This window comes from Clavibacter sp. A6099 (genome assembly GCF_021919125.1).
Taxonomy (GTDB): domain Bacteria; phylum Actinomycetota; class Actinomycetes; order Actinomycetales; family Microbacteriaceae; genus Clavibacter; species Clavibacter seminis.
Genome location: NZ_CP083439.1, coordinates 2,584,173 through 2,596,031 on the forward strand (window position 1 = coordinate 2,584,173; position 11,859 = coordinate 2,596,031).

Genomic DNA, 11,859 nt, shown 5'->3' on the forward strand with positions numbered 1-11,859 from the left:
GAGTTGTTTTGGTGGTTAGCAGGACGGTAGCATGGATCCATCGCGCCACCCGGGCGCGCAGGATCGAGGAGCCGTGGAGCCGGACGAGGAGCTGCTGCTGGCCGTGCTGAACAGCGCGCCGGTGGTCGACGGGCGGCGCGAGGACCGGCTCGCCGGCGCATCTGGCCGCGAGCTCGCCCGCGAGTGGGGCGGCACCGGCACCGCCGCCGAGCTCGAGCGCCTGCGCCGCGCCCGCGACGCGATCCAGGCCGTCGTCCGCGGACACGCCGCGCCCGCCGCGGTCGAGGAGCTCGCCGCCGTCGTCGACGGCGTCGTGCGCAGGCCGCGCGTCACCGCCGATGGCGTGGACTGGGAGATCCGCGTGCCGCGCGACGACCGCCTCCCGGTCGACGCCGTGCTCGCCTGGTCGAGCGTCACCGCCCGCCTGCCCGGCCGCCTCCGCCCGTGCGCCAACGCCGAGTGCGAGCTCTTCCTCGTCGACCACAGCCGCCCGGGCACCGCGAAGTGGTGCTCCATGGCGACGTGCGGCAACCGGATGAAGGCCCGCGCGCACGCGCAGCGGGTGCGCGACTGACGCGCGGCGGTCGCGTTCCCCGCCCGTACGGTGGGCGCATGGGCGACGCGCTGATGGTGTTCTGGGACTTCGACGGCACCCTCGCCGCCCGTGACGGGATGTGGCCGAGCGTGCTCCAGGAGGCGATCCTCGCCGTCAACCCGACGCAGGCGGTGGACCTGGAGGCCCTCGACCGAGTACTTCGCACCGGCTTCCCGCGCTGGGGCCCCGGCGGCATGGGCCTCCACGCCCGCGCATCCGACTGGTGGGCGGAGGCATCCCCGGCCCTCGGGAGCGCGTGCCGGGAGGCGGGCGTCGACGGGGCGACCACGGAGCGCGTGATGGCCGAGGTCCCACGCGTCTACTACCGGCCTGATGCGTGGCGGATCCTCCCGGGCGCGCACGAGGCCCTCGACGCCGTCTCGCGTGCGGGGCTCCCGAGCGTCATCCTCAGCAACCACGCCCCCGAGCTTCCGGACCTCGTGCGCGCGCTCGGGTTCGCACCCCCGGTCACTCGGACCATCACCAGCGCATCGCTCGGGATGGAGAAGCCGGATCCCCGCATGTTCGAGGCCGCGCTGCGGATGACGGGCGCAGCCAGGGACAGCTGGATGGTCGGCGACCACCCCGTCGCCGACGTCGCGGGCGCGCGGGCGGTCGGCATGCGGGCCATGCTCGTCCACCGCCCGTCGGGCGACGACGCAGCGCTCACGCTGGGCGACGCTGCGGCGCGTATCGTCGACGGCCTCCCTGTCTCCCGATGAGACAGATCGCCGCACGCCGCCGCCCCAGCCCCGTCGCCCGCAGTAACGTCACCCCGTGAGCACCTTCTTCGTCGCCGGCAGCTGGCGCAGTCGTCAGGCGATCGCCGATGTCCTCGACGCGCTCGACGGCGTGGGCGCGCGGTCCACCTGCTTCATCCGGGCCTCCTACGACGCCGAGGCCGCCGCCTTCGCGGTTCCGGGCGGCGCGGACGACGCCGACCTCGACGCCCCGGGGATCCGCGGGCTGTTCGAGCAGGACCTCGCCGCGCTCCGTGCCGCCGACCGGTTCGTGCTGGTGCTCCCGGCAGGAGCTGCCGCGCACATGGAGGCCGGCATCGCGTTCGGGCTCGGGAAGCCCTGCGTCGCTGTGGGCCCGCCGGACCGCACCGAGACGCTCCACCTGGTGTTCGAGGCGATGTGCGCCGATCCCGCCGACCTGATCCACCACCTCCGCGCGACGGGCGCCGTGCGCTAGACGGGCTCCCGCGCCGGCCGCGGCCGCAGCTCGCTGACGACCGTCCCCGCGACGATGAGCGCCGCGCCGAGGATCGCGAGCGCGGGCAGCCGCTCCCCCGCCACGCGTCCGACCACGCCCGCCCAGACCGGCTCGCCCGCGTAGATGATCGTGGCGCGGGTCGGCGAGACGGAGCGCTGCGCCCAGTTCATCGTGAGCTGGATGAGGCAGCTGCTCGCCCCGAGCGCCACCGCCGCCACGAGCCACACCCACGAGAAGGCGGGGATCGCCTCCCCGGCCAGCGGCATGCACGCGAGCGAGAGCGCGCCGGCGACGAAGAGCTGCACGACGGTCACCCGGCCGACGTCGACGCGACCGGCGAACAGTCCGATGAGGATGATCTCGGCGGCGATCGGGAGCGTGCTGACCAGCGTCGCCAGCTCCCCCGCACCCAACGCCACGCCCTCCTGCGGACCGGCGACGAGGAGCAGCCCGACGAAGGCGAGCGCGACGCCCACGAGGGCCAGCGCGCTCGGCCGCTTCCGGAACGCCGCCCACTGCAGCAGCGGCACCAGCGGCACGTATAGCGCGGTGATGAAGGCGGACGTGCTGCTCGGGATCGTCTGCAGCCCGTACGTCTGGAGGCCGTAGCCGAGGAAGATCATGACGCCGATCGCCGACCCGGCCGCGAGGTCGATCCGGCGCATCCCGCGGAGGGCCCGGCGGAAGAGGACCGCGCTGATCAGCCCCGCCGCGAGGAAGCGGAGCCCGACGAAGAAGAGCGGCCCGCTGTGCTCCATCGCCACGTGCACCGCGAGGAACGTGCCGCCCCAGATCGCCGTGATGCCGATGAGCGCCCACTCGGGGCGGGACGGCCGGATGGCGCGGGGCAGCATCGTGCGCATGGTGCGGAGCGGGCCGGGTCAGCCGGTGATGATGCGCGCGCCGTGCACGGGCCCGGTGGCCCGGATGACCGTGAGGCGGGCGGCGCTCAGCGCGATCTGCAGCTCGAGCGCGCTGTCGAGGTCCGCCGCGAGGAACGCGACCGTGGGGCCGGATCCCGAGACGATGCCCGCGAGCGCGCCGTTCTCCTCGCCGAGCTGCAGCACCTCGCCGAGGCCGGGCGCGAGGTGGAGCGCCGGCGCCTGGAGGTCGTTGTGGAGGACCTCGGCGAGCATGTGCGGATCCCCCGCCCGCAGCGCCTGCAGCACGCCCGAGTCGACCTGCGGGATCTGCTGCGCCGGGAAGATGTCCTGCGCGTGGCGCTCGCGGTGCCGGTCGAGCTCGCCGTAGACGTCGGGCGTGGAGACGCCGAACTCGGCGATGGCGAGCACCCACTGGAAGGTGCCCTTGGCGAGCGCGGGGCTCAGGCGGTCGCCGCGGCCCGTGCCGATGGCGGTGCCGCCGGCGAGCGCGAACGGCACGTCGGCGCCGAGCTCCGCGCCGAGCGCGAGCAGCTGGTCGCGCGTGCGCTCGGTGCCCCACAGGGTGTCGCAGGCGAGCAGGGTGGCCGCGGCGTCCGCGGATCCGCCGCCCATGCCGCCCGCGATCGGCACGTTCTTCTCGATGCGCAGGTGCACGCCGCCGCGGTAGCCGGTGCTCCGGGCGAGGAGCCGCGCCGCGCGCACGGCGAGGTTGTCTGCGCCGGTGGTGAGGTGCGACGTGTCGATCGATCCGCCGAACTCGACCGAGAACCCGTCGGCCTTCGTGGCCCACACGTCCTCGTAGAGGCCGACGGCCTGGTACGCGGTGGCGACGTCGTGGTAGCCGTCCTCCTGGAGGGCGCCCACCGTGAGCGAGACGTTGATCTTGCCCGGGGCCCGCGCGTGCACCACATCTGAGGTGGTGGCCGCGGAGGTCATGTGATCCAACCTAGCGGAGGCTGGGAGGCACTCCGTCCGCGTCGCGATCCGCCCAGGCATGGGCTACGCGGAGGTAGTCGTGGACGCTCAGCTCCTCGCCCCGCGAAGTGGGGGCGACCCCTCCGGCCTCGAGGAGCGCGGACGCGGCCTCGCTCCCGCCGAGCAGCTCGGCGAGCGCCTGGCGGAGCATCTTGCGGCGCTGCTGGAAGGCCGCGTCGACGATCTTGAAGGTGCGCCTCCGCAGCTCCTCCGAGGCGAACGGCTCCGCGTGCCGCTCGAACGCGACCAGCACCGAGTCGACGTTCGGCACCGGCCAGAACACCTGGCGGCTGACCTGGCCTGCCGTGCGCCACGCGCCGTACCAAGCGGCCTTGACGCTCGGGGATCCGTACACCTTGGACCCCGGCGCCGCGGCGATGCGGTGGCCGACCTCGGCCTGCACCATGACGACGCCCGTGCGGATCGCCGGGAAGTGCTCGAGCAGGTGCAGCAGCACGGGCACGGACACGTTGTAGGGGAGGTTCGCGACGAGCGCGGTGGGATCCCCGGGCAGCTCGGCGACGCGGAGCGCGTCCTCGTGCACCACCGTGAGCGCGGCGTCGGGCTGGTAGAGCGCCACCGTGATCGGCAGCTGCTCGGCGAGCCGGCCGTCGATCTCCACGGCGACGACGCTCGCGCCCGTCTCGAGGAGGCCGAGGGTGAGGGATCCGAGGCCCGGCCCCACCTCGACCACGTGCGTGCCCGCCTCGACGCGGGCGACCCGGACGATGCGGCGCACGGTGTTCGCGTCGATGACGAAGTTCTGGCCGAGCTTCTTGGTGGGCGCGACGCCGAGCAGCTCGGCGAGGTCGCGGATCTCGGCGGGGCCGAGGAGGGTCGGCGCCGCGGCGGGAGCGGGAGCGCCGGGCTCCGTCTCGTCGCTCACGCGCGGCCCGCCGGGTCGATCTCGGCGGGGTCCTTCGACGGCGACGTCACGGGCTCGTCGTCCCAGCGCCCGTAGACGAGCTCGGTGTTGGAGGAGATCTGCGCGGCGAGCATCGACACGTCGGTGCCGAGGTGCGCGGCCATGGCGCGGAGCGTGTGCGGGATCAGGTACGGCGCGTTCGGCCGACCGCGGAACGGCACGGGCGTGAGGAACGGCGCGTCCGTCTCCACGAGCAGCAGCGAGCGCGGCGCGAAGGCGAGCGCCTCGCGGAGGTCGTGCGCGTTCTTGAAGGTGACCGTGCCGGAGAACGACATGTACCAGCCGTTCTCCGCGCAGATCCGGGCGAGGTCCTCGTCGCCGGAGAAGCAGTGGAAGACCGTGCGCTCGGGGGCGCCGACGCGCAGCAGCGTCGCCACGACCTCGTCGTGCGCGTCGCGGTCGTGGATCTGGAGGGCGATGCCGCGCTCCTTGGCGATGCGGATGTGCTCCTCGAACGAGCGCTGCTGGGCCGCGCGGCCCTCCTCGCCCGTGCGGAAGAAGTCGAGGCCGGTCTCGCCGACGGCGCGCACGCGCGGGCGTCCGGCCAGCTCGTGGATCTCCGCGAGCGCATCGTCGAGCGTGCCCGCCTCCTCGTAGACCGGGGCCTCGTTCGGGTGGATGGCCACGGCCGCGAGCATGCGCGGCTCGTGCGCCGCGGTCTCGGCGGACCAGCGGGAGGTCTCGAGGTCGCCGCCCACCTGGATCACGCCGCGGACGCCGACCGAGCTCGCCCGGTCGAGGTGCTCGGTGAAGTCGATGGGCGACTCGCCGTCCGCGATCTCGAGGTGCGTGTGGTTGTCGTAGACCGGGACCGTGAGCGCCTCGGGCAGCGGCGGGTACGTGAGGTCGCGCGTCTGGCCGTGGACCGCGGTGGTGTCGCGCTGGCGCACGTAGTTGGAGTCGGACATCGCGCTCACTCTACCGAGGGGCGGGTGCCGCGCCGGGCGGGCGCGGCGTCAGGCGACGGGCGTCGCCGGCTCCTGCTCGATGCGCGGGAACAGCGGCGCCTCGAGCGGGGTGACGGTGCCGGATCCGGTCCACTCGTCGGCGAGGTCGATGCGCTGCTGGCCGACCGTGCCGGTGCCGCCGAGCGCGGTCCAGAGCTTCGCGGTGGCGCCGGGCAGCACGGGCGCGAGAAGCACGGCGAGCGTGCCGAGGCCGCGGACCGCCGTGTGCAGCACGGTCTCGAGGCGCTCGCGGCCGTCCTCCTTCTTGGCGAGGGCCCACGGCTCCTGGCTCGTGATGTAGCCGTTGAGCTCGTCGACCAGGGTCCACACGGCGGCGAGCGCCTCGTGGATCGCGAGCCGCTCGATGGCCTCGTCCGCGGTGGACGCCGCGGTGCGCGCGACGCTCTGCACGCGGAGATCGGCCTCGGTGAGCTCGTTCGCCTCGGGGACCCGGCCGTCGAAGTAGCGGCCGACCATGGCGATCACGCGGGAGGAGAGGTTGCCGAAGCCGTTCGCGAGCTCGGCCTGGTAGCGCGCCGACAGGTCCTCCCAGCTGAACGAGCCGTCCTGCCCGAAGGCGAAGGCGCGCATGAAGTGGTAGCGGAACGCGTCGATGCCGAAGGTGTCGGTGATGGTCTGCGGCACGATGCCGGTGAGCTTCGACTTCGACATCTTCTCGCCGCCGACGAGCAGCCAGCCGTGGCCGAAGACGCGCCGGGGCGGCTCCTCACCGAGCGCCATCAGCATGGCCGGCCAGATGACCGCGTGGAAGCGGAGGATGTCCTTGCCCACCAGGTGCGTTGCGGGCCAGCGGCGGCGGAACTGCTCGTCGTCGACGCCGTAGCCGATGGCGGTGACGTAGTTCATCAGCGCCTCGAACCACACGTAGACGACGTGGCTCTCGTCCCACGGGATGGGGATGCCCCAGTCGAAGCTGGAGCGCGAGATCGACAGGTCCTCGAGGCCCCGGCGGACGAACGACAGGATCTCGTTGCGCGCGCTCTCCGGCTGGATGAAGTCGGGGCGCTCCTCGTAGAACGCGAGGAGCCGCTCGCCGAAGTCGCTCATGCGGAAGAAGTAGTTCTTCTCCTCCAGCAGCTCGACGGGCTTGGAGTGGATGGCGCAGACGAGCTGGCCCTCGAACGGACCCGTGCCCTCGAGGAGGTCGGAGGGCTGCTTGTACTCCTCGCAGCCGACGCAGTAGTAGCCCTTGTACTCGCCCGTGTAGATGTACCCGGCGTCGTGGAGGCGCTGCAGGAAGACCTTGACGGACTCCTCGTGGCGGGCGTCGGTGGTGCGGATGAAGTCGTCGTTGGAGATGTCGACGGCCTCGAGCAGCGGCTGCCAGCTCTCGGTGACGAGGCGGTCGGCCCAGGCCTGCGGGGTCGTGTCGTGCGCCGTGGCGGTACGGAGGATCTTCTGCCCGTGCTCGTCCGTGCCCGTGAGGAACCAGGTGTCGTCGCCGCGCTGGCGGTGCCAGCGAGCGAGCACGTCGGCGGCGACCTCCGTGTACGCGTGCCCGATGTGCGGGACGTCGTTCACGTAGAAGATCGGCGTGGTGATGTAGAAGGGCTCGCCGCGGGACATGGGCTCCATCCTAACGATCGGCGGGAGCGCTCCCGGCCGTGTGACGCGGGCCCCGGGCGGCTGCGGCGGCGGTCAGGACAGGTGGCGCTCGGCGGGTCCGTCGTACTCGGAGAGCGGCCGGATCAGCGAGTTGGCCGCCCGCTGCTCCACGATGTGCGCGGTCCAGCCGACCACGCGCGCGGCGACGAACAGCGGCGTGAAGGCGCGGGTCTCGAAGCCGAGGAGCGCGTACGCGGGGCCGGACGGGTAGTCGAGGTTCGGCAGGATCCCCGTGCGCTCGGCCATGCCGCGCTCGAGCGCGTCGTACAGGTCCATGGTGCGCCGGGCGGACTCCCCCGCCTCGCCGCCCGCCTCGACCCGCACCGCGACGAGGTCGTCGAGCGCCGCCTTCATGGTGGGAACGCGCGAGTCGCCCGCGCGGTAGACGCGGTGGCCGAAGCCCATGACCTTGCGCTTCGCGGCGAGTGCCTCGTCGAGCCACGACTCGACGCGCGACGCGTCGCCGATCTCGTCGAGCGTCTCGAGCACGGCCTCGTTGGCGCCGCCGTGCAGCGGGCCCTTGAGCGCCCCGATCGCGCCCGTGACCGCCGAGTGCAGGTCGGCGAGGGTCGAGGTGATGACGCGGGCCGTGAACGTGGAGGCGTTGAAGGAGTGCTCGGCGTAGAGGATCAGCGAGACCTCCATGGCCTTAGCGTCGGCCTCGGTGGGGCGCTCGCCGTGGACCATGAGGAGCAGGTTCTCGGCGAGGCCGAGGTCGTCGCGCGGCTCGACGGGCGCGAGGCCCCGGCGGCGGCGCTGGTCGTACGCGATGAGCACCGGGATCTGCGCGAGCAGCCGCACGGACCGCTCGAGGTCGGCGTCGGCCGAGTGGTCGTCGGGCGCGGGATCCGCGGCGCCGATCGCGCTCACCGCGGTACGGAGGACGTCCATCGGGTGGGCGTCGACGGGCAGCGCGTCGACGATCCGCAGCACGGCGTCGGACGGCCGCCGCTCGGACCGCTCCTGGTTCTCGAAGTGCGCGAGCTCCTCGTCGGTGGGCAGCTCGCCGTGCCAGAGGAGGTACGCGACCTGCTCGAAGGAGCAGTGCGCCGCGAGCTCCTGCACGGGGTACCCGCGGTAGAGGAGGGAGTTGGTGGCCGGCTCGACCTTGCTGATGCGCGTCGTGTCGACGACGACCCCGGCGAGGCCCTTGCGAATGTCGGCCATGGTGCTCCTTCGCGTCATGCCGCACCCGCGTTGGTCGGGCGGATCGGGTCGCCTCGGGGTGCGTTCGTCACTGTATCGGGGCGGGTGGCGCGGGGGCGAGGGGCGCCGACGTCGATGCGGTGGACGCGCGGCGGCGGGCTGCGGAGGAGGCGCGGGGCGACCGCGCGATGACCGGCGCCTCCGCACCCGGGCCGCCGCGGGATCCGCTCGGTAGCCTCTCGATCAGGCGCGCCCGAGGCGCCGCCCGCGCAGCAGCGCCGACCCGGAGGACGCCATGCCCGAGAGCACCGACCACGCCGATCCCGCCGCCGAGACCGCCGAGCGCGCGGCCGGCGAGCAGCGCGACCACGCGCAGCCCGACGCCGCGACCGAGCCCGACCACTACGACGTCGCCGTAATCGGCGCCGGACCCGCGGGCACCGCCGCTGCCCTCCGCGCCGCCGAGCTCGGCGCGAGCGTCGTGGTGCTGGAGGCCGGCCGCGTGGGCGGCACGTGCGTCAACACCGGATGCGTGCCCACGCGCGTGCTCGCGAAGACCGCGCGGCTCGTGCGCGAGGTGCGCTCCGCGGGCGAGAACGGGATCGGCGTGGGCGAGCCCGCGCCGCACTGGCCGTCGATCGTCGCGCGCGTGCACGCGCAGGTCGACCGGGTGCGCTCCCTCAAGGACGAGGCCGCCCGGTTCGAGGCGGCGGGCGTGACGCTGATCCACGAGGGCCGCGCGCGCTTCGTCGACGACCGCACGCTCCGGCTCGACAGCGGCAGGCGCATCACCGCGGGCTCGATCATCGTCTGCGTCGGCGGCCACTCGCGCCGCCTGCCCGTGCCCGGCGCCGAGCTCGCGACCGTGCCCGAGGACGTGCTCGCGCTGCCGGGGATCCCCCGCCGCCTCGCCGTCATCGGCGCCGGCAACACGGGCGCGCAGCTCGTCACCGTCTTCCGCTCGTTCGGCTCCGAGGTCACGCTGCTGGACGTCGCGCCGCGCGTGCTCACCGCATCCGACGAGGCGATCTCGGAGGCTGTCGCCGAGGCCTTCACCGCGCAGGGCGTGCGCGTCCACACCGGCATCGACACCGTGACGGGCCTCACGAAGACGGGCGACGGATCCATCACCCTGCTCTGGCGTGACGGCGACCGCCCGCAGTCCTCCAGCTTCGACGCGGTGATCATGGCCACCGGCTGGCCCGCCGACGTCGACGACCTCGGGCTCGAGCACGCCGGCGTGGAGGTGGAGCGCTCGGCGATCCCGGTCGACCGCTACCTCCGCACGCGCGTGCCGCACATCCTCGCGGTGGGCGACGCCAACGGCAAGGACATGCTCGTGCAGGCGGCGCAGTCCGAGGGCGAGGCGGCGGCCGAGAACGCGGTGCTCGGGGTCAACCGGCGGATCCCGCTGCAGCTCCTCCCGGCCGGCGGCTTCACCGACCCCGATTACGCGGGCGTCGGCCTCACCCAGGCGGAGGCGCGCGAGCGCGACGGCGCGTGCGTGATCGCGCGGGTGCCGTTCGCCGAGGTCGACCGCGCTGTGATCGACGACCGCGAGGCCGGCTTCCTCCTCCTCATCGCCGACCGCCGCCGCGAGCTGATCCTCGGCGCGCACGCCGTGGGCGAGAACGCGGTCGAGGTGATCCAGTCGGTCACCACCGCGATGGCCGCGGGCGTCGACGTCGCCACACTCGCGCACGTGCGGTTCGCGTACCCGACGTACAGCGCGATCATCGGGATCGCCGCCCGGCGCCTGCTGCAGGAGGACGACCGGGAGGGCGAGCTCGACTGAGGCGCTGCCCGGGCGGGCGTGATCGGATGGAGGCATGACCGCGCTCATCGTCACGGCCCATCCCGATCCCGACTCCCTCACCCACCACGTCGCCCGCCGGCTCGTCGCCCAGCTCGGGGCCGACCGGACGGAGGTCGCGCACCTCGCCCAGGAGGGCTTCGACCCGGTGTTCGGCATGGCCGACCGGGCCGCCTACGCCGGCGGCCCCGCGCCCGCGGACGTCCTCGCCGAGCAGGCGCGCCTTGACGTCGTGGACCACGTCGTGCTCGTCTTCCCCGTGTGGTGGTGGTCGATGCCGGCGCTCCTCAAGGGCTGGATCGACCGCGTCTTCATCGGCGGCTGGGCGTTCGACATCGACGATGACGGCCGCGTCCACACGCACCTGGAGCGCCTCACCGTGCACCTCCTGCCCGTGGCCGGCTTCGGTCGCGCGTCCTTCGCCCGGCACGGCTACCTGTCCGCGTTCCAGACGCAGATCGGCCACGGGATCCTCGACTACTGCGGCGCCCGCCACGGCGCCCTGGCGTTCGTGCACGACTCCGAGTCGGGTGACCGCGACGCCGTGGGCGCCGAGGTGGAGCGGGCCGTCGCGGAGGTGGCGGCGGCGGTCGGCTGATCCCGCGGGCCTCCCCGGACCCGCAGCCGCCGCCCGTGCGCGGATCCCATCGGCCGGCAGCCCGTCGTCGTCCGCGGCCGTCGGTACAGTGCCGACATGGCCTCCCGCACCGCCAACTTCTGCATCGACACCCTCGACCCCCGCGCCCAGGCGCTCTGGTGGGCGCAGGTTCTCGACGACTTCGCGATCGTGCCCGGGGGGACGATGGAGGACGACGAGGCCGAGCTCCGCGGCCCGGGCGGCCGGTGGCTGGAGTTCATCCGGGTCCCGGAGCCGAAGGCGGTGAAGAACCGCATGCACATGTGCCTCCGCCCGGCCGGCACGACGCGCGACGCCGAGGTGGAACGGATCCTGGCGCTCGGCGCGAGCATGGTGGACGACCGCCGCGAGACCGACGGCTGGGCGGTGCTGGGCGATCCGGAGGGCAACGAGTTCTGCGTCCTTGCCACGTCCGCGGAGGACGCCGGGATCGGCGCTTGATGCGGAGCGCGACGCGACGCTGACGACCGGGAGCCGCCTCGCCATTCCGTGCCGAGGACGAGACGGTCTCCGCGGCGCGCGGCCGGCATCGCCTACCTTCGGGCGCATGACGACCTCCGATCCCCTCCCCGGCCGGCCGCACGTCGCCGGCCGGCCGCACGTCGCCGGCCGCTCCCGTCCCGATCCCGGCGAGGTCGTCATCCGCGCCGCAGAGCCCGCGGACATGACGTCGGTCGCGGAGCTGCGCTGGCGGTGGTCGGTGGACGAGGAGGGCGACGCGCCTGTGACGGACATCGCGGGCTACGTCGCCGCCACCGCGGCCTTCGCGACCGCGCATCCGCGCACGCACGGGTGCGTCGTAGCCGAACGGGACGGCGTCGTGGTGGGACTGGCCTGGCTCGCCCTCACGGATCGGCCGCCCACCCCCGACGACCTGAGCCGCGTCGCGGGCGACATCCAGTCCGTCTACGTCGTCCCGGAACTGCGCGGGTCCGGGACCGGGCCCCGGCTGGTGGCCGCGCTCCTCGACGAAGCCCGCGCCGCCGGCTGCCGGTACGTCCGCGTGCACTCGAGCCCTCGCGCGGTCCCCGTCTACGCCCGTGCCGGATTCGCCGTTGACGAGGAATATCGCGTCGTCCGCCTCTGAGGCCTG

13 protein-coding genes are annotated in these 11,859 nt (G+C 73.8%); 7 read left to right on the top strand and 6 right to left on the bottom strand.

The window, feature by feature from the left end; all coding sequences use genetic code 11:
- The first annotated feature begins 31 nt into the window (after window positions 1-31).
- From KYT88_RS12215 to KYT88_RS12225, 3 genes are read left to right on the top strand one after another with little or no spacing between them, the layout of a single operon-like run.
- On the top strand, window positions 32-574 hold the full coding sequence (locus KYT88_RS12215; protein ID WP_051629184.1) for a CGNR zinc finger domain-containing protein: 543 nt from the start codon (window positions 32-34) through the stop codon (window positions 572-574).
- Window positions 575-612: 38 nt separating this feature from the next.
- The gene (locus KYT88_RS12220; protein WP_051629183.1) at window positions 613-1,317 is read left to right on the top strand and encodes an HAD family hydrolase; all 705 of its coding nucleotides are present in this window, start codon (window positions 613-615) and stop codon (window positions 1,315-1,317) included.
- A gap of 55 nt (window positions 1,318-1,372) precedes the next feature.
- Window positions 1,373-1,792 carry a hypothetical protein gene (locus KYT88_RS12225; protein WP_043583442.1) on the top strand — a complete coding sequence of 140 codons (420 nt, stop codon included), beginning with the start codon at window positions 1,373-1,375 and terminating at the stop codon, window positions 1,790-1,792.
- Here KYT88_RS12225 and KYT88_RS12230 read toward each other — a convergent pair.
- The 6 genes from KYT88_RS12230 to KYT88_RS12255 all read right to left on the bottom strand — a co-directional run bounded on the left by KYT88_RS12230 (window position 1,789) and on the right by KYT88_RS12255 (window position 8,355).
- On the bottom strand, window positions 1,789-2,676 hold the full coding sequence (locus KYT88_RS12230) for a DMT family transporter (protein ID WP_051629182.1): 888 nt from the start codon (window positions 2,674-2,676) through the stop codon (window positions 1,789-1,791). The genes KYT88_RS12225 and KYT88_RS12230 overlap by 4 nt on opposite strands.
- Before the next feature lie 18 nt (window positions 2,677-2,694).
- A complete protein-coding gene (locus KYT88_RS12235) occupies window positions 2,695-3,633 on the bottom strand; it encodes a 4-(cytidine 5'-diphospho)-2-C-methyl-D-erythritol kinase (RefSeq protein WP_043583440.1) in 939 nt (312 codons plus the stop codon).
- A gap of 10 nt (window positions 3,634-3,643) precedes the next feature.
- Window positions 3,644-4,558, bottom strand: coding sequence for a 16S rRNA (adenine(1518)-N(6)/adenine(1519)-N(6))-dimethyltransferase RsmA (gene rsmA / locus KYT88_RS12240; protein ID WP_051629181.1), 915 nt, complete (start codon window positions 4,556-4,558; stop codon window positions 3,644-3,646).
- On the bottom strand, window positions 4,555-5,505 hold the full coding sequence (locus KYT88_RS12245) for a TatD family hydrolase (RefSeq protein ID WP_043583438.1): 951 nt from the start codon (window positions 5,503-5,505) through the stop codon (window positions 4,555-4,557). The genes rsmA and KYT88_RS12245 overlap by 4 nt, the downstream gene beginning before the upstream one ends.
- A gap of 48 nt (window positions 5,506-5,553) precedes the next feature.
- Window positions 5,554-7,131 carry a methionine--tRNA ligase gene (gene metG / locus KYT88_RS12250; RefSeq protein ID WP_043583436.1) on the bottom strand — a complete coding sequence of 526 codons (1,578 nt, stop codon included), beginning with the start codon at window positions 7,129-7,131 and terminating at the stop codon, window positions 5,554-5,556.
- Window positions 7,132-7,203: 72 nt separating this feature from the next.
- Window positions 7,204-8,355 (bottom strand): bifunctional 2-methylcitrate synthase/citrate synthase, encoded by a 1,152-nt coding sequence (locus tag KYT88_RS12255; RefSeq protein ID WP_043583433.1) that lies wholly within the window; start codon window positions 8,353-8,355, stop codon window positions 7,204-7,206.
- Between the two features lie 256 nt (window positions 8,356-8,611).
- Here KYT88_RS12255 and KYT88_RS12260 point away from each other — a divergent pair, with 256 nt between their 5' ends.
- The 4 genes from KYT88_RS12260 (at window position 8,612) to KYT88_RS12275 (ending at window position 11,853) form a co-directional block, all read left to right on the top strand.
- Window positions 8,612-10,111 carry a dihydrolipoyl dehydrogenase family protein gene (locus KYT88_RS12260; RefSeq protein ID WP_043583431.1) on the top strand — a complete coding sequence of 500 codons (1,500 nt, stop codon included), beginning with the start codon at window positions 8,612-8,614 and terminating at the stop codon, window positions 10,109-10,111.
- Window positions 10,112-10,145: 34 nt separating this feature from the next.
- On the top strand, window positions 10,146-10,727 hold the full coding sequence (locus tag KYT88_RS12265; protein WP_043583429.1) for an NAD(P)H-dependent oxidoreductase: 582 nt from the start codon (window positions 10,146-10,148) through the stop codon (window positions 10,725-10,727).
- A gap of 96 nt (window positions 10,728-10,823) precedes the next feature.
- A complete protein-coding gene (locus KYT88_RS12270) occupies window positions 10,824-11,207 on the top strand; it encodes a VOC family protein (RefSeq protein WP_043583428.1) in 384 nt (127 codons plus the stop codon).
- A gap of 106 nt (window positions 11,208-11,313) precedes the next feature.
- Complete coding sequence (locus KYT88_RS12275) at window positions 11,314-11,853, top strand: GNAT family N-acetyltransferase (RefSeq protein ID WP_081840879.1); 540 nt, start codon at window positions 11,314-11,316, stop codon at window positions 11,851-11,853.
- Window positions 11,854-11,859 lie beyond the last annotated feature (6 nt).

What these genes read in the sequence shown, in the direction of transcription:
- KYT88_RS12215 (WP_051629184.1), top strand. Translation starts at nt 32, where the DNA reads ATGGATCCATCGCGCCACCCGGGCGCGCAGGATCGAGGAGCCGTGGAG.
- KYT88_RS12220 (WP_051629183.1), top strand. Translation starts at nt 613, where the DNA reads ATGGGCGACGCGCTGATGGTGTTCTGGGACTTCGACGGCACCCTCGCC.
- KYT88_RS12230 (WP_051629182.1), bottom strand. Translation starts at nt 2,676, where the DNA reads ATGCGCACGATGCTGCCCCGCGCCATCCGGCCGTCCCGCCCCGAGTGG.
- KYT88_RS12235 (WP_043583440.1), bottom strand. Translation starts at nt 3,633, where the DNA reads ATGACCTCCGCGGCCACCACCTCAGATGTGGTGCACGCGCGGGCCCCG.
- KYT88_RS12245 (WP_043583438.1), bottom strand. Translation starts at nt 5,505, where the DNA reads ATGTCCGACTCCAACTACGTGCGCCAGCGCGACACCACCGCGGTCCAC.
- metG (WP_043583436.1), bottom strand. Translation starts at nt 7,131, where the DNA reads ATGTCCCGCGGCGAGCCCTTCTACATCACCACGCCGATCTTCTACGTG.
- KYT88_RS12255 (WP_043583433.1), bottom strand. Translation starts at nt 8,355, where the DNA reads ATGACGCGAAGGAGCACCATGGCCGACATTCGCAAGGGCCTCGCCGGG.
- KYT88_RS12260 (WP_043583431.1), top strand. Translation starts at nt 8,612, where the DNA reads ATGCCCGAGAGCACCGACCACGCCGATCCCGCCGCCGAGACCGCCGAG.
- KYT88_RS12265 (WP_043583429.1), top strand. Translation starts at nt 10,146, where the DNA reads ATGACCGCGCTCATCGTCACGGCCCATCCCGATCCCGACTCCCTCACC.
- KYT88_RS12270 (WP_043583428.1), top strand. Translation starts at nt 10,824, where the DNA reads ATGGCCTCCCGCACCGCCAACTTCTGCATCGACACCCTCGACCCCCGC.
- KYT88_RS12275 (WP_081840879.1), top strand. Translation starts at nt 11,314, where the DNA reads ATGACGACCTCCGATCCCCTCCCCGGCCGGCCGCACGTCGCCGGCCGG.